The organism is Acutalibacter caecimuris, assembly GCF_034335085.1.
Lineage (GTDB): Bacteria > Bacillota > Clostridia > Oscillospirales > Acutalibacteraceae > Acutalibacter > Acutalibacter caecimuris.
This window is the reverse complement of the sequence record NZ_JAWXXJ010000002.1, coordinates 1-23995: the sequence shown is the minus strand read 5'-3', so window position 1 is coordinate 23995 and position 23995 is coordinate 1. Positions and strand designations below refer to the sequence as shown.

16 protein-coding genes are annotated in these 23995 nt (G+C 62.6%); 13 read left to right on the top strand and 3 right to left on the bottom strand.

Translation table 11 applies throughout. The annotated features are described in order from the left end of the window. Window positions 1–7 precede the first annotated feature (7 nt). Window positions 8–2602: a DNA polymerase I gene (polA, locus tag U8U01_RS01440; protein ID WP_322169290.1), complete on the bottom strand. Its 2595-nt coding sequence runs from the start codon at window positions 2600–2602 to the stop codon at window positions 8–10. Between the two features lie 172 nt (window positions 2603–2774). Beyond that, window positions 2775–3929, bottom strand: coding sequence for a Gfo/Idh/MocA family protein (locus U8U01_RS01435; RefSeq protein ID WP_322169287.1), 1155 nt, complete (start codon window positions 3927–3929; stop codon window positions 2775–2777). 379 nt (window positions 3930–4308) lie between these two features. On the opposite strand from U8U01_RS01435, the gene U8U01_RS01430 reads away from it, so the two are divergent. Next, window positions 4309–6123 (top strand): ABC transporter ATP-binding protein, encoded by a 1815-nt coding sequence (locus U8U01_RS01430; RefSeq protein ID WP_322169283.1) that lies wholly within the window; start codon window positions 4309–4311, stop codon window positions 6121–6123. 113 nt (window positions 6124–6236) lie between these two features. After that, window positions 6237–8072, top strand: a complete 1836-nt coding sequence (locus U8U01_RS01425; protein WP_322169281.1) for an ABC transporter ATP-binding protein — start codon at window positions 6237–6239, stop codon at window positions 8070–8072. A gap of 532 nt (window positions 8073–8604) precedes the next feature. Here the strand turns inward: U8U01_RS01425 and U8U01_RS01420 are convergent. Next, window positions 8605–12354 (bottom strand): phosphoribosylformylglycinamidine synthase, encoded by a 3750-nt coding sequence (locus U8U01_RS01420; RefSeq protein WP_322169278.1) that lies wholly within the window; start codon window positions 12352–12354, stop codon window positions 8605–8607. 406 nt (window positions 12355–12760) lie between these two features. Here U8U01_RS01420 and U8U01_RS01415 point away from each other — a divergent pair, with 406 nt between their 5' ends. The 11 genes from U8U01_RS01415 (at window position 12761) to U8U01_RS01365 (ending at window position 23705) form a co-directional block, all read left to right on the top strand. Beyond that, the gene (locus tag U8U01_RS01415; RefSeq protein WP_322169275.1) at window positions 12761–14134 is read left to right on the top strand and encodes an O-antigen ligase family protein; all 1374 of its coding nucleotides are present in this window, start codon (window positions 12761–12763) and stop codon (window positions 14132–14134) included. 254 nt (window positions 14135–14388) lie between these two features. Further along, window positions 14389–15582 (top strand): precorrin-6y C5,15-methyltransferase (decarboxylating) subunit CbiE, encoded by a 1194-nt coding sequence (cbiE, locus tag U8U01_RS01410; RefSeq protein ID WP_322169272.1) that lies wholly within the window; start codon window positions 14389–14391, stop codon window positions 15580–15582. Further along, window positions 15579–16928 (top strand): cobyrinic acid a,c-diamide synthase CobB, encoded by a 1350-nt coding sequence (locus tag U8U01_RS01405; RefSeq protein ID WP_322169269.1) that lies wholly within the window; start codon window positions 15579–15581, stop codon window positions 16926–16928. Before cbiE ends, U8U01_RS01405 begins: the two co-directional genes overlap by 4 nt. A gap of 349 nt (window positions 16929–17277) precedes the next feature. Further along, window positions 17278–18330, top strand: a complete 1053-nt coding sequence (cobT, locus tag U8U01_RS01400) for a nicotinate-nucleotide--dimethylbenzimidazole phosphoribosyltransferase (RefSeq protein WP_322169266.1) — start codon at window positions 17278–17280, stop codon at window positions 18328–18330. After that, entirely contained in the window at window positions 18318–18857 is a 540-nt protein-coding gene (locus U8U01_RS01395) for a bifunctional adenosylcobinamide kinase/adenosylcobinamide-phosphate guanylyltransferase (protein WP_322169262.1), read from the top strand. The genes cobT and U8U01_RS01395 overlap by 13 nt, the downstream gene beginning before the upstream one ends. Then, a complete protein-coding gene (locus U8U01_RS01390) occupies window positions 18839–19648 on the top strand; it encodes an adenosylcobinamide-GDP ribazoletransferase (protein WP_322169259.1) in 810 nt (269 codons plus the stop codon). Before U8U01_RS01395 ends, U8U01_RS01390 begins: the two co-directional genes overlap by 19 nt. 37 nt (window positions 19649–19685) lie before the next feature. Further along, window positions 19686–20063, top strand: coding sequence for a bifunctional adenosylcobinamide kinase/adenosylcobinamide-phosphate guanylyltransferase (locus tag U8U01_RS01385; protein WP_322169256.1), 378 nt, complete (start codon window positions 19686–19688; stop codon window positions 20061–20063). Between the two features lie 6 nt (window positions 20064–20069). After that, window positions 20070–20630 carry a histidine phosphatase family protein gene (locus U8U01_RS01380; RefSeq protein ID WP_322169254.1) on the top strand — a complete coding sequence of 187 codons (561 nt, stop codon included), beginning with the start codon at window positions 20070–20072 and terminating at the stop codon, window positions 20628–20630. After that, the gene (cbiB, locus tag U8U01_RS01375; RefSeq protein ID WP_322169251.1) at window positions 20627–21595 is read left to right on the top strand and encodes an adenosylcobinamide-phosphate synthase CbiB; all 969 of its coding nucleotides are present in this window, start codon (window positions 20627–20629) and stop codon (window positions 21593–21595) included. Before U8U01_RS01380 ends, cbiB begins: the two co-directional genes overlap by 4 nt. Before the next feature lie 436 nt (window positions 21596–22031). Beyond that, a complete protein-coding gene (locus U8U01_RS01370; protein WP_322169249.1) occupies window positions 22032–22562 on the top strand; it encodes a cob(I)yrinic acid a,c-diamide adenosyltransferase in 531 nt (176 codons plus the stop codon). A gap of 75 nt (window positions 22563–22637) precedes the next feature. Next, on the top strand, window positions 22638–23705 hold the full coding sequence (locus U8U01_RS01365) for a hypothetical protein (protein WP_322169246.1): 1068 nt from the start codon (window positions 22638–22640) through the stop codon (window positions 23703–23705). Window positions 23706–23995: the final 290 nt, after the last annotated feature.

Genomic DNA, 23995 nt, shown 5'->3' with positions numbered 1-23995 from the left:
CCTCACCTCAGCCTTTGGCGTCATACCAGGTTTTGCCCGCGGCGGCCTCGGCCACCATAGGCACCGAAAGCTCCACTGCCTGCTCCATCTCCTCGGCCAGCAGGGCTTTTACCTGTTCCTGCTCCTCCACAGGGCACTCCACGATCAGTTCGTCATGCACCTGCAAAATCATCCGGGCCTGCAGGCCCTCCTGTTCTAGCCGGCGGCTCACCCGTATCATGGCGATCTTAATAATGTCCGCCGCCGCCCCCTGGATGGGCATATTCCTGGCCACCCGTTCGCCAAAGGACCGCATATTGAAATTGCTGCTCTTTAACTCCGGCAAATACCGCCGCCGGCCGAAAATAGTTTCCACATAACCCTGCTCTTTGGCCTGGGCGGCCACATTTTGCATATAGCTGTCCACCCCGGCATAGTTGCGCAGGTACTCTTTGATATAAGCGTCCGCCTCCTTACGGGTCACGCCGATGTCTTTCGACAGGGAGAAGGCCCCGATGCCGTATACAATACCAAAATTCACAGCCTTGGCCCGGCTGCGCATTTGGGGCGTTACCATATCCTGGGGCAGGCCGAACACCCTGGCCGCGGTAGAGGCATGGATGTCATGCCCGGCGAGAAAATCCTCCCGCATAGCCGTATCCCCCGCCACATGGGCCAGTACCCGCAACTCAATCTGGCTGTAGTCCGCGTCCACCAGCACATATTCCTGCCCATCCCGGTTCTCGGCGGCAAAGAACTTCCGCAGTTCCCGGCCAATGGGGGTACGTACAGGGATGTTCTGCAAATTGGGCTCTGTGCTGGAAATGCGCCCGGTACGGGTTTCGGTCTGGTTGAAGTTGGAATGGATGCGCCCGTCCTGGCCAATCACCTTCAAAAGCCCATCGCAGTAGGTGGACTTCAGCTTGGCCACGGTGCGGTACTGCAAAATATCGTCCACCACCGGGGCCTCGGTCCGCAAGTCCTCCAGTACGTCCACGTTGGTCGACCAGCCGGTCTTGGTCTTTTTGCCGTGGGGCAGGCCCAGGCCCTTCTCCTTGTCAAACAGCACCTCCCCCAGTTGCTTGGGGGAATTGATATTAAACTCCCGCCCTACCTGGGCGATGATGGAATCGTGGAGCCGCTCCACCTCCTTTTCCATCTGCCGGCCATATTCCTCAATGCTCTCCCGGTCCACGTAAAAGCCCAGGTGCTCCATCTGGGCCAGCACAAAGCTGAGGGGTATCTCAATGGTGTCCAGCAGTTCCCGCTGGTTGTTGCCGTCAATGGCCTTGCCCAGGGCCCCGCACAGTTCCGGCAGGGCGGCGGCCGCGTTCAAAGCCGGCTCCTCAAAATCCGGCAAAGACACCCGGTACTCCGCCGCCAGCCGGTCCACGTCATACCCGGTGGCAGAGGGGTTCAGCAGATACCCGGCCAAAGCAGTGTCCATGGCCACCTGCTCCATCCGGCAGCCCAGGGAAAGGGCCAGCCGGTGCAGGCGCTTGGTGTCATGGGTGTACTTGCGTATCAGCGGGTTGGGCAGTAAAGCCCGCAAGAAGGCCTCGTCTGGGCGCACCTTCCACAAAATGTCCTTGTGGGCGAACACCATCTCCTCCAGCCCGCCGTCTTTACCCCATTGGCAGTAAAAGTAAGCCTCCCCCGCGTCCTCCAGCCGGGGTAGCATGGGGGCCCCGTCCGCCAGTTCCATCAGCTCCGGGCGGCCGGCGGCAGGGACGCCCTCCTCTGCCAGAGGCGCGGCAGTCAGGCCGAATTTCTCAATCAAGGAGAACAGTTCCAGCCGCACCATGGTGGCCCCGGCCCTTTGGGGGTCGCCCTGGGCCAGGGCATAGCTGTCAAGGTCCGTGTCAATGGGCGCGTCCCGGCGGATGGTGCCCAGATCATAGCTTAAAAAGGCGTTGTCCCGGGAGGCCTCCAGCTTTTTGCGCAAAGCGGGTTTCATAGCCGGGTCATCCAGATGGGCATACACTTCCTCCAGCGAGCCGTACTGTTTCACCAATTCCCCAGCCCCCTTGGGGCCAATGCCCGCCACCCCAGGTATGCAATCCGAGGCGTCCCCCTGGATAGCCTTTAGGTCGATCATCTGCCGGGGGCTCACACCGTATTCCTCCAGGATCTTGGCCTCGTCATACACCGTCACCTGGGGCTGGCCGAACTTGGTGGTGGCCAGCCGCACCGTGGTAGAGGGGGAAACCAACTGCAGGCTGTCTCGGTCGCCGGTGGCGATGACGCAAGTACCGCCCTTCCCCTCACAAGCCGCAGCCAAGGTGCCCAAAATGTCATCAGCCTCCCAGCCCTCGCAGGTAACGGTGCGGTAGCCCAGGTCGCCCAAAAGCCCTTGCAAAACCGGTAGCTGCTGGGCCAGTTCCTCAGGCATCCCCTTGCGGTTGGCCTTGTACCCGGCGTATTGCTTGTGCCGGAAGGTAGGGGCCCGCCGGTCAAAAGCAATCGCCACAGCCTCCGGCTCCGTTTCCTCCTGAATCTTTTTCAGCATAGTGAGAAAGCCGTAAATGCCGTTGGTAAATTCCCCGGACTTGGTGGAAAGCAGCTTGATCCCATAAAACGCCCGGTTTAATATGCTGTTGCCGTCCAGAACCAATAATTTCATAGTAAAGCCCTGTCCTTCCATTTGTTTGCGTATACCGCCCTGGTGCACGGCTGCCCGCGGTAGCTAAGAATCCCTACGCCTCTTTGGGATCCCCTTTACCGCGCACCGGCAGAGATGTCCCCACATGAGCGAGCAAGGCGTATATAATCTTTTGGGGTAACCGTGGCCGGTCTCAATAGGTGCCTTCGGTTGAGAATGTCACGTCGCGGCCCACTTTTTTGGTAGAGGCCGCCCGGCGCTTGTTAAGTTCAGAAAGGAAAAGCGCCTCGTCCAAGGGGAGTTCGACCCGGCGGCCCAGCCAGCCGGAAAGGTGCATGGCGTTGGAAAGGGTCAAGCCGTTAAGGCCCTCCCGGCCGTCGGCCACCAACGGCTCGCCCCGCAGGATATTGGCAGCGAATGCCTTCAGCACCCCAATATGCTGGGGGTTCTCCCCGTCCATTTCCACAGGGACCTCCTCCATTTCGGGCTTGGCAAAGCCCTCCTGGGCCGTGCGGCAGAACGTCCGCTCGTCGGTTTTCAGCCGCCAGAACCGCAGGGTCCCGTCCTCACACACCAGCTTGCCCTTGGTGCCGGTAATCTCAAACCGGTTGGTACCCGGCGCATCGCCGGTGGTGGTGACGAACACGCCGGTAGCCCCGTTCTCAAACTCCAGGTAGGCGGTCACGTCGTCCTCCACCTCAATGTCATGCCATTTTCCCTCATGGCAAAAGGCCTGCACGGCGCAAGGCAGGCCACAGATCCATTGCAGAAGGTCCAGTTGATGGGGGCACTGGTTCAGCAGCACGCCGCCGCCCTCGCCGTCCCAGGTAGCCCGCCAGTCGCCGGAGTCATAGTAGATCTGGGTGCGGTACCAGTCGGTGATGATCCAGTTCACCCGTTTCAGTTCACCCAGTTGGCCCTCCTGCACCAGCCGGTGCATGGCCCGGTACAGGCAGTTGGTGCGCTGGTTAAACATCATGGCGAACACCTTACCGCTTTTATCCGCGGCAGCGTTCATTTGGCGCACCGCCTGGGTGTATACCCCGGCGGGCTTTTCACACAGCACGTGCAGGCCCCAGGCAAAGGCCTCCTCGGCCAGCACCGGGTGCTGGTAGTGGGGCACCGCAATGAGCACCCCGTCGCACAGGCCGCTCTGTATCAGCCCGCTGCCCTCCTCAAACACCTGCACGTCTGCCGGCAAGTTCTCCCGGGCCCATTCCCGCCGGGCGGCGCGGCGGTCAGCCACCGCTACAAGGGTAATGTCAGGCGCCAGCCCTGCCCCTATGTTCTGGGCATGGGCGCTGCCCATATTGCCTATGCCGATGATACCAAGTTTCACTTTATCCATCCAATCAATTCCTTTCTGGAAAGGGAAACGCCCAGCCCCTGTGCCCAGGCGCCTCGCCGGAATGTTTCTATATAAAGCATACCCCAAACCACCAAAAAAATCAAGTGCCAGAAACGCCGTTCCCGCCTTTCGTACGCTTGCCCTCTTTGCCCTTTTAACCGCATCCACTTTTTTATACGCCCCCTCTTGACAAAGGCTGGGTCTGGTGGTAAAATAGGGCAACCTCTCTTATTTACAGGAACCACCACAACAGGATAGCGCCAGGCCGTGTACGTTGCACGGATCACATAGCGCAGTGCGAGCAGGCAAGCCCTCCCTTACCGTGTCCGGGCGGGGGTTTTGTTTTGGCGTACTGCGCTTTTTCAAAATGAGGTAACAAATGGAAAAGGCAAAAAAAGACCAATCGACAAAAGCAAAAAAATCCAGCATCCTCCGCTTTTACCCCCTGACCAAGGGCCTGCGGAGGTGCTTTCTGGGGGCCATGGTCACGGTGGTGCTCTCCGCCCTGGCAAACTACATGACCCCCCAGGTCATCCGGGTCACGGTAGACTCTGTTATCAACGACAATCCCTTTGCCCTGCCCCGTTTCCTGCTGAACTGGGTAGAGGCCCTGGGTGGCCGGGCGTTCCTGCGCAGCCACATTGTGGTATGCGCAGGGGCAGCCTTGCTGTTCGCCGTAATTGCCGGCGTGACCAACTACCTTTCCCGCATGAACCTGGCCAAGGCCAGCGAGGGCACCATCCGCCGCTTGCGGGACAAACTCTTCTCCCACATCCAGCGGCTGCCCTACGCCTGGCACAACGCCCACCAGACCGGGGACATTATCCAGCGCTGTACCCAGGATGTGGAGCTCATCCGCAATTTCGTCAACGACCAACTGATGTCCGTGGTGCGCACGGTGCTGGCCATTGGCATCTCCCTTACGCTGATGTTCCTGATGAACGTACAGCTTTCCCTGATCGTGCTGGCCTTTATCCCCATGGTGCTGGGCTACTCCATGGTATTCTTTGTGCTGGTAGGGAAAAAGTTTGACCAGGCCGACCACACCGAAGGCGAACTGACCGCTCTGGTGCAGGAGAACCTGACCGGCGTGCGGGTGGTACGGGCCTTTGGCCGCGAGCGTTTCGAGATCGGCCGCTTTAGCAAAAAGAACCAAGAGTTTGCGGACCTGTGGAGCCATCTGGGCACCATTCTGGGTATTAACTGGGGTCTGGGCGAGCTGTTCGCTGGCCTGCAGGCTCTGGTAATCATGGTTGTAGGCGTGTTCTTTGTAGAGAACGGCTCCCTCACCGAAGGGGAGTTCTTGGCCTTTACCGCCTATAACTCCATGCTGGCTTGGCCTGTGGCCCAGTTGGGCCGCATCTTAAGCGAATTGAGCAAAACATCCATCAGCGCCACCCGTATCTTCAGCATTCTGGACGCGGAAGAGGAGCAGGAATGCCCCGACCCTCGCACCCCGCCTCTGGACGGGGACATTGTGTTCGACCATGTAAGTTTCGGCTACAGCGAGGGTGCCGGCGTGGTAGAGGACGTCAGCTTTACCATTAAGGCCGGCAGCACCTTTGGCATTCTGGGGGCCACCGGCAGCGGCAAATCCACCCTGATGTACCTGCTGGACCGGCTGTACGAGTTGCCGGAGGGCCAGGGTTCCATTACCATTGGCGGGGTGGATATACGCAAAATGAAACGGGAGCACCTGCGCCGGGGCATCGGCATGGTGCTGCAAGAACCCTTCCTGTTCTCCAAGACCTTCCGGGAGAGCATTGCCGACGGCTCCAGCCGTCAGGATCTGGACACCGTACGCCGCTACGCCCGCATGGCGGTCATTGATGACGCCATCGAGAACTTCTCCCAGGGGTATGACACCCCCATCGGCGAGCGGGGCGTCACCATCTCCGGCGGGCAAAAGCAGCGGGTGGCCATTGCCCGTATGCTGATGCAGGACACCCCCATCAAGGTGTTTGACGATTCCCTCTCCGCCGTAGACATGGAAACGGACCAGAAGATCCGCCAGTCCATTAAAGAGAACGTCCACGGCACCACCATCCTCATCGCCCACCGCATCACCACCCTGATGAACGCCGACCAGATTCTGGTGCTGGACCGGGGGCGGGTAGCCCAAATGGGCACCCATCAGCAGTTGGCCGGGGAAGACGGTATCTACAAGCGCATCTACGAGATGCAGAAGTCATAACCCCCAAGGCCCAACCACAGCAAGCGCCCGGCCATAACCGGCGTTTGCCCCATCACAAGGTACGCCTCCCTTTCAGGCGCACCCCAGCCCGCGGAAACCGTAAGGAGAACCAAATGAAAAAAGAGATACAAGCGCAAAAACCCCAAGAACGTTTCCACACCCTAAAGGTGTGGCGGAAAATGTTGCCCTATGTCAAGCCCTACCGCAAGCTTATCGCCGCGATTTTCGCGGCCATGCTGGCAGACGCGGCCATTGCGGTGGCCTACACCCTGCTGGCCGGCTATGTGGTGGACCGCTTTGTCACCCCCCGGGCCTATCAGGGCATCACCCTGTTTGCCCTGCTGTACGCCGGGCTGGTACTGGTAAAGACCCTGGCCCAAATCACTCTGGGTAGCGTAGCCCTTCGTCTGGAGATGTACATAGCCCGCGATTTGAAAAAAGAGGTATTTACCCATCTACAGTCCCTCAGCTTTTCCTACTACAACCAGACTCCCGTAGGCACCATCGTGGCCCGGGCCCTACAAGACCCCGGCCGCATCGCAGAGGGCATCCCCTGGATCCTGGTGGATGCTGTATACTGCACGGTGTACGTGTTCAGTTGCCTTGCGGTCATGCTGGTGGTCAACTGGCGGCTGGGGTTGTTGATTCTGGCCGTGGTGCCATTTATCGCGGCCTTCACGGTTTTCTTTGAGCAGCGCATCCTGCAAGTCAACCGCCAGGCCCGCAAAATCAACGCCGAAGTTACCCGCCACTATAACGAGGGCATCTCCGGCGCCAAAACCTCCAAAACCCTCTGCATTGAGGACAAGAACCTGGCGGCCTTCCATCAGGTCAGCGAAAATATGCGCCGCACCAGCATCAGGGCCGTTATGCTGGATGCCATCTACATCCCGGTTATCAGCTTTTTAACCGCCCTGGCCGTGTCCTTTGTCATTACCGGCGGCGGCGGCATGGCCCTTGTAGGGGGCATAACCATCGGCCAGCTAACTATCTTCGTGAACTTTGCCCTGCAAATCGCCGAGCCGGTCCAGATCTTCGCCTTCCAGGTCACGCGTTTCGTGTCCATGCAGGCCAATATCGAGCGGGTGATGGAACTGCTGGAACTGGAGCCGGAGATCACCGACACCCCGGAGGTCATCGAGAAATACGGTACCTCTATGGACCCGAAACCGGAGAACTGGGAGCCCCTCACCGGCCGCGTTACCTTTGACGACGCGACCTTCCAGTACCCGGACGGCCACGAGAACGTGCTGGAACACTTCGACCTGGACGTGCCCGCAGGCTCCACCGTGGCCATTGTGGGGGAAACCGGCGCAGGCAAGTCCACGCTGGTCAATCTGGCCTGCCGGTTCTTTGAGCCCACCGGCGGCCGGGTGCTGATCGACGGCCGGGACTACCGGGAGCGCAGTATGCTCTGGCTCCACAGCAATATCGGCTATGTGCTGCAAACGCCCCACCTGTTCTCCGGCTCGGTAAAGGAGAACATCCGCTACGGCCGTCTGGATGCCACCGATGAGGAGATCATCGCCGCGGCTAAGCTGGTCAACGCCCATGACTTTATTATGCGCATGGAAAAAGGCTACGACAGCGACGTGGGCGAGGGCGGCGGCCAGCTCTCTACCGGGGAGAAACAGTTGGTATCCTTTGCCCGGGCCGTGCTGGCCAACCCCCGTATCTTTGTGCTGGACGAGGCCACCTCCTCTATTGACACCAAAACCGAGTCCCTGATCCAGGAGGCCATCTCCACCCTGCTGACCGGCCGTACCTCCTTCCTCATTGCCCACCGGCTCTCTACCATCCGTAAGGCCGATATGATCCTGGTGGTCCGGGACGGCAAGATCATCCAGCGGGGTACCCACCAGCAGTTGATGGACCAGGGCGGCTACTACGCCGACCTCTATAATAAACAGTTCGAATCTGAAACCACCGAGGCCGCTTTCGCCCGGTAGGCTTGCTCCCTATCCTGCCTAGAACCCTTTCCCTGTGGGGCTCCGCCTCACTCCCTGCCTAGAACCTTTCCTCTGTGGGGCGCTGCCCCACACCCCGCTTAGAACCCTTTTTGAAAAAAGGGTTCTAAGAACTCCCAAAAACTTTTAAGGGGGCTGCGCCCGTTGCATGGGGCGCGGCCCTCCTTTTTTGCGCTTTTGTGCAAGGGCACGGGCTACGATTTTTTCTTTTTTTGTAAAGCGGCTCTCTCCTTTTAGAAAAGGACTTAACTTCCCAGGTACATCGCCGAAAACAAATGAATTATGGTTCACTTCCCAACCGGCGGTTGTGTGAACAGCCCCGCCCATATAGGCCGGTTGGTAGGAGAAAAGCAAAAAAGCCGTTCATCGCCCAACCAGTGGTCGAGTGAACGGCTTGACGCCATTAGGCCGACAGAAAACGGCTCAAAAGTCTTTGGGGATTCTTAAACCCCTTTCTTCGAGAAAGGGGTTTAAGCCGCCGGAGGCAAAAAGCCGCCGATTGTAGCAATTCCGTTTAGCGGAAATACTCTACGCCGGAGCGGAAGAGGAGTTGATCCTTATGGCCGGGGACATTGCGGTAGAGTTCGCGGCCCCGGCGCTCAGAGTGGCCCATTTTGCCCAGCACCCGGCCGTCTGGGCTGGTAATGCCCTCAATGCCGCAGACAGAGCCGTTGGGGTTCCACTGGATATCCCCGCTGACGTCACCGTTGGGGCTGACATACTGGGTGGCCACCTGCCCGTTGGCGATAAGGGCTTTCAAGGCGGCCTCATCGGCCACAAAGCGGCCCTCGCCATGGGAAACCGGGATGGTATGCACGTCCCCCGCGCGCACACCCCGCAGCCAGGGGGACTTGACACTGGTCACCCTGGTATACACCATACGGGACACGTGCCGGCCCAGGGAGTTAAAGGTCAAAGTCGGCGCTTTGGGATCCGGGGGGGTGATCTTTCCGGTAAGCACCAACCCCAGCTTAATCAGCGCCTGGAACCCGTTGCAGATACCCAAAACCAGCCCGTCCCGCTGCTCCAGCAGATGGGTAACGGCCTCGGCGATCAGCGGGTTGCGGAAGGTGGTGGCGATGAACTTGCCAGAGCCTTCCGGCTCGTCGCCACCGGAGAACCCGCCGGGCAGCATAATGATCTGGCTGCGGCGGATGGCCTGCTCTAGCCGGCGGATGGTGTCCTCAATATCCCCAGGGGTCAGGTTGCGCACAATAAGCACCTCCGCCTCAGCGCCCACCTTCTCAAAGGCCCTGGCAGAGTCCACCTCGCAGTTGGTGCCGGGGAAAGCCGGAATCACCACATGGGGCCGGGCCGTTTTGATAGCCGGACCGCCGGTGTTGCGCTGGGTGAACAGGGGCACGTCCGCAGGCATGGGCGCAGGGGCCGCCTGGTTGGGGAATACCTTCTCCAAAACCCCACCCCAGGCCTCTATCAGCCGGTCCACGGGAACCTTTTCGCCATCAATTTCTACACAGTCCCGGCCGGTAGTGTGGCCCAGCAAGGTTCCGCAGCCCACCTGCGCCTCCTCCGAAAGGGCCACTACCAACGAGCCCTGCAAGGGCGCAAACAGGGTTTCCGGGCTAAGGCCCTTCTCAAACTTAAAGCCCAGCCGCTCGCCAAAGCACATACGCATCACGCAGGCGGCAGCACCGCCCTCCCGCACCACACCGGCGGCGGTAATGTCCCCACAGTGGATATGCCGCAACACCTGCCGGTACATCTCCTTCAGTTTCTCCCAGTGGGGCATATCATCCCCGTCGGTGGGCACAGGCAGCAGTACCAGTTGGCTGCCCGGATGCTTTACGCAGGCGGAAAGGGTACGGCTGGCCTTAGTCATCGCCACCGCAAAGCTGACCAACGTAGGAGGCACGTCCAACTCCTCAAAAGAGCCGGACATACTATCCTTGCCGCCAATGGCCGGCAGGCCCATGCCCATTTGGGCGCTCAGGGCCCCCAGCAGGGCCGCGGCGGGCTGCCCCCAACGGGCGGGGTCGGCCTGCAAACGGCAGAAGTACTCCTGAAAGGTCAGCCGGGCCTTCAAGGGATCGGCCCCAATGGCCGCCAGCTTGGAGAGGCTCTCCACCACCGCGTAGGCCGCCCCCATAAAGGGGGACCACCGGGCCACGCCGGGGATGTAGCCGTAGGCCATTGCCGTAGCGTCGTCGGTTTCGCCGGTCAGTACCGGCACTTTCGCCGCCATAGCCTCTTCCGGGGTCAGTTGATAGGTGCCCCCAAAGGGCATCAGCACCGTGGCCGCGCCAATGCTGGAGTCAAACCGCTCGCAAAGGCCCTTCTGTCCGCATACCTCCAGCCGGGCCATGTTGTCCACCAGTGCCTGGGCCAGGGGCTGGTCCCGCAGTTGGGCAGGCACCGTGGTGCGGTAGCAGTCCCCCCTGGGCGCCCGGATCTCCGCGTCCGCGTCCTGGGTCACACCATTGGTGTCCAAAAACGCCCTTGCCAAGTCCACCACCGCGTCCCCCCGCCAGTGCATCACCAGCCGGGGCTCCTCCGTCACCTGGGCCACGCTCTGGGCGTCCAGATTCTCGGCGGCGGCCAAAGCCTTAAAGGCGTCTACGTCCTCCGGGGCCAGCACCACGGCCATGCGCTCCTGGCTTTCAGAGATCGCCAGTTCCGTCCCGTCCAGCCCCTCATACTTTTTGGGCACCTGATCCAGGTCAATGGACAGCCCCGGGGCCAGCTCGCCAATGGCCACGCATACGCCCCCCGCGCCAAAGTCGTTGCAGCGCTTAATAAGCCTGGCCGCCTCCCCGTTACGGAACAGCCGCTGGATCTTCCGTTCGGTAGGCGGGTTGCCCTTTTGCACCTGTGCCCCGCACACCTCCACCGACTTCTTTGTGTGGGCCACGCTGGAGCCCGTGGCCCCACCGATGCCGTCCCGGCCGGTAGCCCCGCCCAGCAGCACCACTACATCTCCGGGGGCGGGGACTTCCCGGCGCACATTGGCTTTGGGCGAGGCCCCAATCACCGCGCCGATCTCCATGCGCTTGGCCACATAGCCGGGGTCATACAGTTCCGTCACCTGGCCTGTGGCAAGGCCCACCTGGTTGCCGTAGCTGGAATACCCCGCCGCCGCCCCGGTGGTGATCTTCCGGCTGGGCAGCTTGCCGGGCAGGGTCTTTTCAAAGGGGAGGGTGGGGTCGCCGCTGCCTGTTACCCGCATGGCCTGGTACACATAGGCCCTGCCGGAAAGCGGGTCCCGGATGGCCCCGCCCAGACAGGTGGCCGCGCCGCCAAAGGGCTCTATCTCGGTGGGGTGGTTGTGCGTTTCGTTTTTAAACTGGATGAGCCAGGTTTCCGTTTTCCCGTCGATGGTCACAGGGGCCTCTATGGAGCAGGCGTTGATCTCCTCACTCACGTCCAGATCCGGGGCCAGGCCCTTTTTGCGCAGGTACTTGCCCCCAATGGTCGCCATGTCCATCAGAGAAACCGGCCGCTTTGTGTCCTTGCCGTACAGCTCGTCCCGTAAGCGCAGATAGCCGGCCAGGGCCTGCTCCACGGCGGCCTTCAGGGGGCCGTCCTCCACCTCCACACGGCCCAGCCTGGTCAGGAAGGTAGTATGCCTGCAATGGTCGCTCCAGTAGGTATCGATCACCCGCAGTTCCGCCACGCTGGGGTCCCGCCCCTCCTGGTCCCTGAAATAGTCCTGGCAGAAGGCCAGGTCGGCCAGGGTCATGGCAAAGCCCATCTGGTTATAGAAACCTTCCAGTTGCTCCCTCCCCCAGCCGGTAAAGCCTTCGATACGGGCCACGTCGGTGGGCACAGGGGCGTCCATGCGCAAACTTCCGGGCGCGGGGCCCATGGCCGCCTCTCTGGCCTCCACCGGATTGATCAGGTAGGCTTTGGCCTTGGCAAACTCTGCCTCTGTAACCGCCCCCTTCAGGCCGATAACCTTCGCATAGCCCACAGCGGGCCGCTCGCCCTGGGTCAGCAACTGTATGCACTGGGCGGCCGAGTCCGCCCGCTGGTCGTACTGGCCGGGCAGGTACTCGGTGGCAAAGGCCTGGTACTCCTCCGGCAGGGCAAAGCCCGCGGGGTACACGCTGTCCATGTTGGGTTCCGACAGCACCGTTTCCGCCGCCAGCCCAAACTGCTCCTCTGTCAGGCCCTCCACGTCGTAGCGGTTCAGGATGCGCACCTCCTCCAGGCCCGCAAGCCCCAGGTTGCCCTTTAAGTCTGCCAGCAGGGCCTGCGCCTCCACGTCAAAGCCAGGGTTTTTCTCTACAAAAACTCTTGTTACCATAATAGTGACCTCCCAAGCGGGACATTGGATTTGCCCCTATTATATCACAAAAAAATCCGCCGGTCAACGCGAACCCCCTGCCCTCTACCTGTTCCGGGCCAAACCGGCAAAAATCCCCCCTCCTTGCCACAAACCTGGCCATCCCACCCGCTTTTGTGGCGATCCCCCAGTCGCCCCCCAAACGCACATTAAAACGCAAAAAATCCGTCCACCTTTTCACTTTTCAAAGGTATTGGGGATTTCTGGGGAGCATAACCAAGAGTTGGCTATGCCACCCCTTCAACCGCCGGGGCCAAGGTTTCGCCATAAACTCTTCTTTTGGGCACGCCCTGCCCCCTCCCCCCGGTTGACATCCCCGCCCATTTCCACTATAATGCTTGTATTACCGCCTTGCAGAAAGGGGCGTATGTCATTGGTGCGGTGGCTGACAAACCGGTTTCCCTTTTTAGGGGAGGGGCCGCGGGTATGGGTGACCCAGGCCTACCTGCTCTCCCTGGCCACGGTTTTCCTGCTCCTATGCGGGCCGGCCGGGTATACCCGCATTACCCGGTTTAAGTTTATGCTGTTCGCCTGCCTCTCCGGCGGCTATGTGCTGGCAATGGCTGCCCTTTCCCTGCCCGGTCTGGCCCGCCGCAGGGGGCCCGGCATAAAGGCGGCCCTCCGGCGCGTTACCTGGCCCCAGTGGGCGGCGGCAGCCTATCTGCTGGCCACCTGGGTTTCGGCGCTGGCCTCCCCTTACTGGCCCCACACCTTTCTGGGCGTCAGCCGTTACGAGGGCGCGGCCAGCATCACCCTCTATGTGCTCAGTTTCCTACTGATCTCCGCCTACGGCAAGCCCACCCGCCTGCTGCTGGGGACCCTGGCCGGGGCCATGGTAGTGTTCGGTGGGCTCTGTGCCCTACAACTGGCCGGCAGAAACCCTTTTGGCCTGTACCCCCAGGGCCTCACCTATGCCGATGCCTACGTGGCCTACCCCGGTGCCTACCTGGGCACCATTGGCAATGTGGGGCTGGTGGCGGGGTTTTTCAGCCTGTCCCTGCCCATGCTGGTGTATGCCCTTATCCGGCTGTCGGCCCGGGGACGGTTCTGGCTGCTCCTCCCGCTGGCCCTGTGCCTGTACGCGCTGGTGCGTATGCACGTGCTGGCAGGCTTTGTCGGCGTCGGGATGGGCACCCTCTTGGCCCTGCCCGTAGCAGGGTTTCGTAAAGGTAGGCAGCGGGCATCGGCGGCTCTGGCTATGGGATGCGCCCTGCTGGCCGCGCTGGGGCTGGTGTATCTGGTAGATGCCGGCGCCGGCCTGTTCCACGAAGTCCACCAGATCCTCCACGGCAACTTTGACGCCGGTTTCGGCACCGGCCGCCTCTATATTTGGCAAGAGGTGCTGGCCCGCGTCCCCCAGCGCCTGTGGCTGGGCTACGGCCCTGACACCATGCTGCGGGCGGGTATGCAGTTCCGCCACTACAACGCCCTGCTGGGCCGTCAGGCTGTTTCCAGTATCGATATGGCCCACAGCGAGCCCCTCAACGTGCTCTACCACCAGGGCCTGCTGGGCCTGGTGACGTACATAATCTTTCTCGCCTCTCTGGCCCGGCGCTGGATCTCCGCCGCCCCCCATAACGGCGCCATTGCCCTCCTGGGCGCCGGCCTGCTGGGCTATGCCCTCCAAGGCCTCTTCGGCTACAGTATGCCCATCACAGCCCCCTTCTTCTGGGCTGCCGCCGGGCTCCTCGCCTGCCCTTCTCCGCCCTCCCCGCCCCTTTCGCGCCGGCCTCTTGGTTAGACCCAGGGGGCCACAGGCCCCCTGGACCCCCTTTATGGCCCCCTATTGGTTTTTTAGGGTGGCCGCCCGTTCTATCCCTTACCTCGTGTGTGGGGGAGGTTTTCTTTACTTTTTTTAAGGGCCCTACGGCAACCGTCTCCAGAAACGCAGGCCTAAAGGGGGACTGGAAAGCCCTTGCATTTTTCTTTTTTAGAGCAACTTGGCGGGCGATGGCCAACCAACCCCCACATCCTAATCAAGGAGGGATCACGTTCATGCAAAAGCAGATCAGCATCGTAGGCACCGGGATGAACGGGACAGGCATGACCCAGGAGGGCCGGCAGGCGGTAGAGCAGGCCCAGTTTCTGCTGGGGGCCCGGCGGGTGGTAGAGCCCTTTGCCACCGGCGGCAAGCCGGTATTCCTTTCCTATGACAGCCAGGCACTGGCCGCGCAGATCGCCCAAAGCCCCTACCGGAACATGGCCGTGCTCCTATCCGGCGACTGCGGCTTTTACAGCGGCGCCCGGGGGCTTATCCCCCTGCTGCAAGGCTGCAAGGTACAGGTTTTCTGTGGTATCTCCTCCCCCGCCTATCTCTGCTCCAAGCTGCTGATCCCCTGGCAGGACCTGCACTTTGTCAGCCTCCACGGTACCGGAGGCAGTATCCTCCGTCCTGTTTGTACCCACGAAAGGACTTTCTTCCTTTTAGGCGGCGGTTCCACCCCGGCCACAGTCTGTGCCCGGCTGGCCGAGTTTGGCCTGGGCGATCTCTCCGTAGCCGTAGGCGAAAACCTCGGCTGCCCGGACGAAACCATCACCCGTGCCCCAGCCAAGGAGGTAGCCGCCCACACCTTTTCCCCCCTCAGCGTCCTGCTGGTAGAAAACCCCCATTACCAGCCCCACATCCCCAGTTGCATTCCCGATAGCCGTTTCATCCGGGGCAAGGTTCCCATGACCAAAGCCGAGGTACGCTGCGTCAGCGTGGCCTCCCTGTCCGTTGGGGCGGGGGATATCTGCTGGGACGTGGGGGCCGGCACCGGCTCCGTTTCCGTTGAGCTGGCCATGCGCTGCCCACGGGGCCGGGTCTATGCACTGGAGCGGGACCCCTTGGCCCTCGCCCTGCTGGATGCCAACCGCCGCCGGTTCTGCTGCGATAACATCCTCCCCGTGCCCGGCCGGGCCCAGGAAACCCTTTCCGCACTCCCCCCGCCGGACTGCCTGTTTCTGGGGGGCTCCGGCGGGGCGCTGGCGCCCATCCTGCAAGGGGCCTTTGCCAAAAATCCCCGCCTGCGCCTGGCCCTGACCGCCGTTTCTCTGGAAACCCTCCAGCAGGCCCAGTCCGTCCTGGGCGCGCTGGGGGTAGAGCCGGAGATCACCCAACTGGCCGTCACCCGCACCAAAAAGGCAGGCTCCCACACCATGCTAACAGCGGAAAACCCCATCTTTCTCCTGCGGGGGCAGCGCCCATGAGGCCCGCGAACCGCGTGATGGTCGCCGGGACCTCCAGCGGCTGCGGGAAAACCACCCTTACCTGTGCCCTCTTGCAAGCCCTGGTAGACCGGGGGCTGGATGTTGCCGCCTTCAAATGCGGCCCCGACTACATCGACCCCATGTTCCACAGCCGGATCACCGGGGCAAAATGCAGGAATCTTGACCCCTTCTTTCACAACCCGGCGGTCATGCGGTACCTGCTACGGGAAAACGCCGGGGAGGTTTCCCTCCTGGAGGGCGCTATGGGCTACTACGACGGCGCCGGCGATCTGGGCTCCTCCTGGCAGGCCGCCTGTGCCACCGGCACCCCCGCCGTTCTGGTGCTGGACTGCAAGGGCATGGGCCAATCCGTAGGCGCGGTGATGGAAGGTTTCCTCCGTTTCCGCCACCCCAGCCAGATCGCCGGGTTCATCTTCAACCGCCTGTCCCCCCGGCTGGTCCCCACCGCCCGGCAGATGTGCCAGGCTCTGGGCGTGGCCTATCTTGGGTATTTCCCCCCCTGTCCGGAATGCGGTTTCCCAAGCCGCCACCTGGGCCTTGTCACCGCGGCGGAGGTGGAAGATTTAAAGGAACGCGCCCGCCGCCTTGCAGAGTTGGCCCGTCGGCATCTGGATCTGGACGCCCTGCTGGCCTTGGCAGTCTCCGCCCCGGCCCTGCCCGCCGGGGACGTGCCTTTCCCCCCGCCCGTCCAAAGCCCGCCTGTGCCCGTGGCGTGGGCCTATGACCAGGCTTTCTGTTTCTATTATGCGGACGATCTAGCCCTGTTGCGGCACCTAGGCTGCCGGCTGGTGCCCTTCTCTCCTCTCAAAGATCAGGCGCTGCCCGGCGGCTGCGTGGGCCTGCTGCTGGGGGGCGGCTACCCGGAACTTCACGCCGCTGCCCTGGCCGCCAACCGCCCAATGCGGCAGGCCATCCGGCAGGCGGTAACCGGTGGCCTGCCCACCCTTGCCGAGTGCGGCGGTTTTCTCTACCTCCACAACACATTAGAGGATGACACCGGCATTCCCCACGATATGGTAGGCGTCATTCCCGGCGCCGGGTTCCGTACCGGCCGCCTGCAACGCTTTGGCTACACCCTGCTCACCGCCCGCCAAAACAACCTGCTCTGCAACGCCGGCGAAACCCTCAAGGCCCACGAGTTCCACTATTGGGACAGCACCGCCCCCGGTCAGGGTTTCACCGCCCAAAAGGTCAGTTCCGGCCAGTGCGCCCCCTGTGCCTGGGCCTCCCCCACCCTCTACGCCGGTTTCCCCCACCTCAACCTCTGCGCCTCCCCCGCCGCAGCCGCCCGTTTCGTTTCCGCCTGCGCCGCAAGGCTGGGATAAGGCCGTCCCTGTTTTCTTTTGGGCGGCAGGCTGGCTAAGGTCGTGGGGCGCTGCCCCACACCCTGCCAGGGACTAAGGCCGTCCCTGGACCCGGCCCACCGGGCTCCCCGCTATGCCGTCTGAGAAGGACAAGTTCTGCACCCACCCTCTTGGGGCTATTTATTGCGTTTTTGTTTTTTGATGCCAGGCGGGCCTCCTCTCCCCCACCACGTTGCCTATAATAGGCAAAGCCCGCACCCCCCTTGGGGCATTCTCCACGTTTTTCTTTTTTCTGATACCCCTGCAAGGGGCCCCCTTTTTCGCCCCAGCCGGGCACAGCGCCCGCAACGTATAGAAGGAGTGTTACCAAATGGACAGGATCAAACAGATCAGCCCCCTGGATGCCCAGGCAATGGAGCGGGCCCAGGCCTGTTGGGAGCAAGTCGCCAAGCCCCTGCACAGTCTGGGCCTGCTGGAAGAGGCCGTCATCCAGATCGCCGGCATTACCGGCAACGAGGACGTGCGCCTGGATCACCGGCAGGTCATTGTCCTCTGTGGCGACAACGGCGTGGTCGCCGAAGGCGTCACCCAAACGGACAGCTCCGTTACCGCCAAAGTGGCCGCCGCGGTGGCCGGGGGCACCTCTAACATCAATGTAATGGCCGATGCGCTGGGGGCCGTTGTAGTGGCGGTTGATTTGGGCATCTCCGGCCCCCCGCTAGGGGGCAAGGTGCTCTCCCGGCGGATCGCCCCCGGCACCGGCAACATTGCCAGAGGCCCCGCCATGCGCCTCTCCCAGGCCACCGCCGCCGTCTGCGCGGGCATGGACCTGGTGCGGGAGAGCCGGGAGCAGGGCTGCCAGATCCTTTTCACCGGGGAGATGGGCATCGGCAACACCACCCCCACCGCGGCCCTGGCCTCGGTGCTGCTGGGCATCCCCCCCCATCAGGCCACCGGCCGGGGGGCGGGGCTCAGCCGGGCCGGCCTGGCCCGCAAGGTAGAGGCCGTCCGCCGGGCCATTCAGGTAAACCGTCCCGACCCCTCCCGGCCTCTGGAACTGCTGTCCAAGCTGGGCTGCTACGAGATCGCCGGCATGGTGGGCCTGTTTTTAGGCGGGGCCGTGTACCGGGTGCCCGTGGTCATCGACGGGGTGATCTCCGCTGCCGCGGCCCTGCTGGCCGTAAAGCTGGCCCCTCTGTGCCGGGGGTATATGCTCTGTTCCCATGTGTCCAAAGAGCCCGCCGGCCCGGCCCTTCTGGCGCGCCTGGGCCTTACCCCGCTCATCGACGCCCGCCTCTGTCTGGGGGAGGGCTCCGGGGGCCTGTTGCTGCTGCCCCTGCTGGATGCCGCTCTGGCGGTCTACCACAACGCCCACCGTTTTGAGGGCCTTGGCATGGAGAGGTATCAGGAATGGGAGAACTGATCCTGCTCACCGGCGGCAGCAAAAGCGGCAAGTCTGCCCTGGCCGAGGCCCTGGCCGTGGACTTTGGCCCGCCCCTCTACTATATTGCCACCATGCAGCCTTTCGGGGCCGAGGCCCACGCGGCCATCGCCCGGCACCGGGCCCAGCGGGCGGGCAAGGGCTTTACCACCTGCCAGCAGCCCACAGACCTGCAAGACCTCCGCCTACCCCCCGGCTGTGCCGCCCTGGTAGAGGATCTGGGCAACCTGCTGGCCAACGAAACCTTTTCCGCCCGGGCGCAGGACCCTGTGGGGAAGATTTGCGCCGGCATAGCCGCCCTGCGGGCGCAAACCGGCCTGCTAGTGCTGGTGGGCAATCAGGTAGACGGCGACGGTATCGCCTACCCGCCGGAAACCCAGGCCTACGTCCGCCATATGGGCACACTGGCCTGCCAGTTGGCCCGGCAGGCAGACCGGGTCATCGAGGCTGTTTGCGGCCTCCCCCTTATGCTGAAAGGAGTGTTGCCGCCATGCCTCGCCCAACGTTGACCTCCCTACTGGCCCAGTTGGCCAAATCCTTCTGCTCGGCCTTCCTCATGTACTCCCGCATCCCCATGCCCCAGGTGGAGTGGAAGGAGGAAAACCGCCGGTATGCCCTGTGCTTTTTCCCGCTGATCGGCCTGGTAACCGGCACGCTGCTCATGGCCCTGTTCTGGCTGGGCCAGCGGCTGGGCATGGGGGAGCTGTTGTTTGCCGTACTGGCAGTGGCCCTCCCCCTGCTGGTCACCGGCGGCATCCATCTGGACGGCTTTTGCGATGTTCATGACGCCCAAGCCAGTTGGGGCAGCCGGGAAAAGCTGCTGTCCATTCTGGCAGACCCCCACATCGGCTCCTTTGCGGCTATCCGGCTGGGGGCCTACCTGCTGCTACTGGCGGGCCTGTACGCCGAGGCTGCCCGGTTCTCCAGCCCCCGGCTCATGGCCGTGTGCGCTTTGGGCTTTGTCCAGTCCCGGTCCCTGAGCGGCCTGGGGGCCGTCACCCTGAAAGCCGCCAAAACCGGCGGTACCCTGCAAAGTTTTGCCCACCCGGCCCACCGGCAGGCCACCGTAGCCGTTACGGCCCTGTTCCTGGCAGCCAGCCTGGGGGCTATGGTGGCCCTTTGCCCCCTGCCGGGGCTGTGCGGGGGGCTGTGCGGGGGGCTGGCCTTCCTCCGCTACCGGCGCCTGGCCTACAGGCGGTTCGGCGGTATCACCGGTGATTTGGCCGGCTACTTCCTCTGCCTGTGCGAGTTGGCCGTCCCCGCCGGTGCTGTAGCCGGCGCCTTCCTCGTCTGCCTGTAGGGCGGGGGCAGATCCATTCCAAAAGGAGAGATGACCCATGCGTTTGATCATCGGCGGTACCCACGCGGGCAAGCGTGCCTACGCCGCGGAAACCTACCACATCCCCACCGAAGAGATGGCAGACGGCGCCCTGGCAGACCCCGCAAAGGTGCCTGCCCTGCGCTGTGTGTACAACTTCCACCTGCTGGTGCGGCGGCTGCGCCAGGCCGGGCAGGACCCCGCCGCTTACGCCCAAGCCCTGGGCGCCACAAAGCTGGTAGTGATCATGGACGAAACCGGCTGCGGCGTCGTGCCCATCCAGCAGGACGAGCGCCTGTGGCGGGAGGACGTGGGCCGGGCCGGGTGCGTTCTGGCCCGGCAGGCCCAGTCGGTAGAACGGGTAGCCTGCGGCCTACCCATCAAACTGAAAGGGTGAACGGGTATGACAGTCCTGCTGATCCGCCACGGCAAAACCGCCGGCAACCTTCTGGGCCGGTACATCGGCAAAACCGACGAGCCCCTCTGCCCCCAGGGCGCCGAAGAACTGACCGTCCGGGCCTATCCGGCGGCTGACGGGGTTTTCTGTAGCCCCCTGCGCCGCTGCCGGGAAACCGCCGCCCTCCTCTACCCCCATCTTCCCGCCACCCCGGTTTCCGGGCTGGAAGAGTGTGATTTCGGCGCCTTTGAGGGCAAAAGCTATCGCGACCTCAACGGCGACCCTGACTACCAGCGCTGGATCGACAGCAACGGCGTCCTCCCCTTCCCCGGCGGCGAGTCGCGGACGGCCTTCATCCGCCGGAGCGTAACCGCCTTTGTAGGCGCGCTGGCAGGTTTTACCGGGGATACCGCCGCTTTCGTGGTGCACGGCGGCACCATTATGGCGGTGATGTCCACCCTTTCCCAGCCCCCGGCCGGCTTTTACGATTTTCAGGTAAAAAACGCCGGCGGCTACGCCGTCCAATGGGACGGCCACACCCTCACCCACCCGGAGGTGCTCCCATGAACCCCCTTCCCCTATTCCTGCCCCTGCTGGGCGGTTTCCTGCTGGACGCCCTCCTAGGCGACCCCTATACCCTGCCCCACCCGGTAAGGCTGATGGGCGCTGCCATCGCCCGGCTGGAAAAGTTCCTGCGCCCCCGCCTCCCCGGCCGGGAGGGGCTGGCCGGCACCCTACTGGCCCTGTGTGTGCTGCTGCTCTCCACGGCCCTTCCCGCCGCCCTGCTACTGGTGGCCTACCGCCTCCATCTATGGCTTGGTATTGTGGTCGAGTCCATCTTGTGCTACTATATGTTGGCCGCCCGCTGCCTGCAAAAAGAGAGCATGAAAGTCTGCCGCGCCATGGAGCAGGGGGACGTAGAAGCCGCCCGCCAGGCCGTGTCCATGATCGTCGGCCGGGACACCCAGCCCCTGGACGGCCCCGGCATCATCCGGGCCGCGGTGGAAACTGTGGCGGAAAACACCAGCGACGGGGTCACGGCCCCCCTGTTCTACATGGCCCTGGGCGGAGCCATAGGCGGCTTTTTCTACAAGGCTGCCAACACCATGGACTCCATGCTGGGGTACAAAAACGAGAAATACCGGCACTTTGGCCGGTTCGCCGCCCGGCTGGATGACCTGCTGAACTACCTGCCCTCCCGGCTCACCGCCCTGCTGATGGTTCCCGCCGCTTTCCTGCTGGGGCTGGATGCCAAGGGGGCCTTTCGCATCTGGCGGCGGGACCGGCGCAACCATGCCAGCCCCAATTCCGCCCAAACCGAGGCCGCCTGTGCCGGGGCCCTGGGCCTTATGCTGGCCGGCGACGCCTGGTACTTCGGCCAACTCCACCAAAAGCCCACTATTGGCGACAACACCCGCCCCATACAGCCCCAGGATATCCGCCGGGCCAACCGCCTGATGTACACCGCCTCCTTGCTCATGCTCGTCCTCGCCCTCGCCGCCCGCGCCCTCTTCTGGCTTTTTGCCTGCTAGCGTTGGTTATATCCGTTTGGTTAGACCAAGGGGGCCACGGGCCCCCTTGACCCCCATGTAGCCCCTTTTATGCTTTTCTGAGAGGGGGTGTCGGTCTATCCCTCACTGGGCGGGGGGCTGTAGAGTGTTTGCTTGGTTGGACCAAGGGGGCCACAGGCCCCCTTGACCCCCATGTGGCCCCTTTTTATGCTTTTTGAGTGGCGGGCCGGTCTATCCCTCACTGGGCAGGGGGTTGTAGAGTATTTACTTGGTTGACCCAAGGGGGCCACGGGCCCCCTTGACCCCCATGTAGCCCCTTTTGTGCTTTTTGAGTGGGGTGCCGGTCTATCCTTCAGTGGGCGGGGGCATTCCTTTTTTCCTTTTCTTTCCTTTTTTCTTTTTCTTTTTTTGGTGCTCAAGCTGGGCGAAAACGCAAACTTACTGGGAGGAGATCAAAATGGAGCGCAAGGGGCTACTGCATATTTACTGCGGGGATGGGAAGGGCAAGACCAGCGCGGCGCTAGGGCTTTTAATGCGGGCGGCCGGCCGGGGGATGCGGGTGCATCTGGTGCAACTGATGAAGGGCCGGGACACCGGGGAATTGGCCGTCCTCAGGCAGATTCCCGGCGTAACGCTGGCCCGCTGCGACCGGGACTACGGCTTTGTGCGGGCCATGGGCCCGGCCGAACGGCAAGCCATCACCGCGTGCCACAACCGCCTGCTGGCCGATGCCCTCGCCCTGGCAGAAACCGGCCAACTGGGCTTACTGGTTCTGGACGAGTTAAACCCCGCCTACGCCCACGGCCTGCTGGACCGCCCTCTGGCCCGGCAACTGATTCTGCAACGCCCCCCCGCCCTGGAACTGGCCCTCACCGGCCGGGCCCCGGACCAGGTGTTCCTTCAGGCCGCCGATTACATCAGCGAGATCACCGCCTTGCGCCACCCCTACCGGCAAGGCGTTCCCGCCCGGAAAGGCATCGAATTTTAAATGCCGCCGCGCCCCATCCCAAGCGTCCTTTCCCCCGCTTCCCCTATCATTATATAGACAACAGGAGGTATTTGTATGGACAAAGCCATTATCACGCTACGTATGCAGCGCCAGCATCTCACCTGTCCCGCCACCCCGGAGGAGTACCTCCTCCTCTACCGGGACACCCAGCCCGGCCAAAACGTCTACTGGAATGGTTTTGGCTGCCCGCCCACCCTAAGTTTCCGGGCAAATTTCGACGACCTGGCGTTTAACCGTGACCGGCAAATGGCCCGGCAACTGGTGAAAGGCCGGTTTGCGGGGGGCAATCTGGGCTGGGTTATGCAGGAGGAATTGGGCCTATTTGCGGCCCTTTACCGCAAGCCCCTAACCGTGCCCACGGACATCCAGCAGGCCCTGCTGGCCTTTATCCGCCGGGAAGGGCCGGTGACGATTCAGCGCATAAAAGAGGAAACCGGGCTACTGGTCAAGGAGATTACCCCGGCCCTGCACCGGCTACAGGAGGCCTTTTTGGTCTACGAGGACCAGTATGACGGCCAGTGGGACCGGGGCTGGTATGTGTTTGAGGAGATGTTTCCGCAGATAGATTGGGGGCAGTTGTGTCGGGAGCAGGCCCTGGAAACGGTCTTGCAGCGGTTTGCCTACCGTATGGTATGGTTTGACGGGGCGATGGCCAAGTCCTTCTTCAGGCTGCCCGGCAAGGATATTAAGCTTGCCCTGGGCACGCTGGCCGGCAAGGGGATACTGGCCCCCTACGGCACGGGCTATGTGCTGAAAAGCGACGAGCCCCTATTGGCCGGCCCTCTGCCAGACACCACACCTTGTGTTTTTGCTATGCATCGCAACGATATATTGTATAAAACCCAAGAACCTGCCCTGAAGGCCTTGGCCGCCTCTTTGACCCAGGGGCTGCCCTACGACCACGAGCCCTTACAGTACCTGCTGATCGACGGGGTGTTCCACGGGGCGGTGGTGGGGCATTTCCGCAACGGGCCCTATGACCTAAACGACGTGGTCTGTGACCTGCCGGATGCGGAAAGCCGCCGGGAGGAGATCTTACAGGCGGTGGCCCTGGCCAACTTTGGGCACCTTCCCCAGCGCTTTATGGGTGTGCCCTGTAGGCAGGCAAGCTACTTTTTTTGAAAAGAATGATAGCCCTCCGGCTGTGTGCGGGGGGCTATTTGTGCGTTTTTAGGGGCGTTTAGGGGTAGATCGTGCGGGGGTATTGGCGGGATAGTGGGCTGGTATTGGGCGGGTATTAGGGGGATAGCAAGGGGGTAATGGGCAGGTATTTTTGGGGGATGGACGGTGCGTTGGGGGAAAAAGGAAAGGGACGGGTGCTGGCACAAGGGAAGAGGGGAGGATGAATCGCTGGGGGAGGGAAATGGTGGGATGGGCGGTGGGACCGTGGGGCGTGGGTTGGGGAGGGCGGG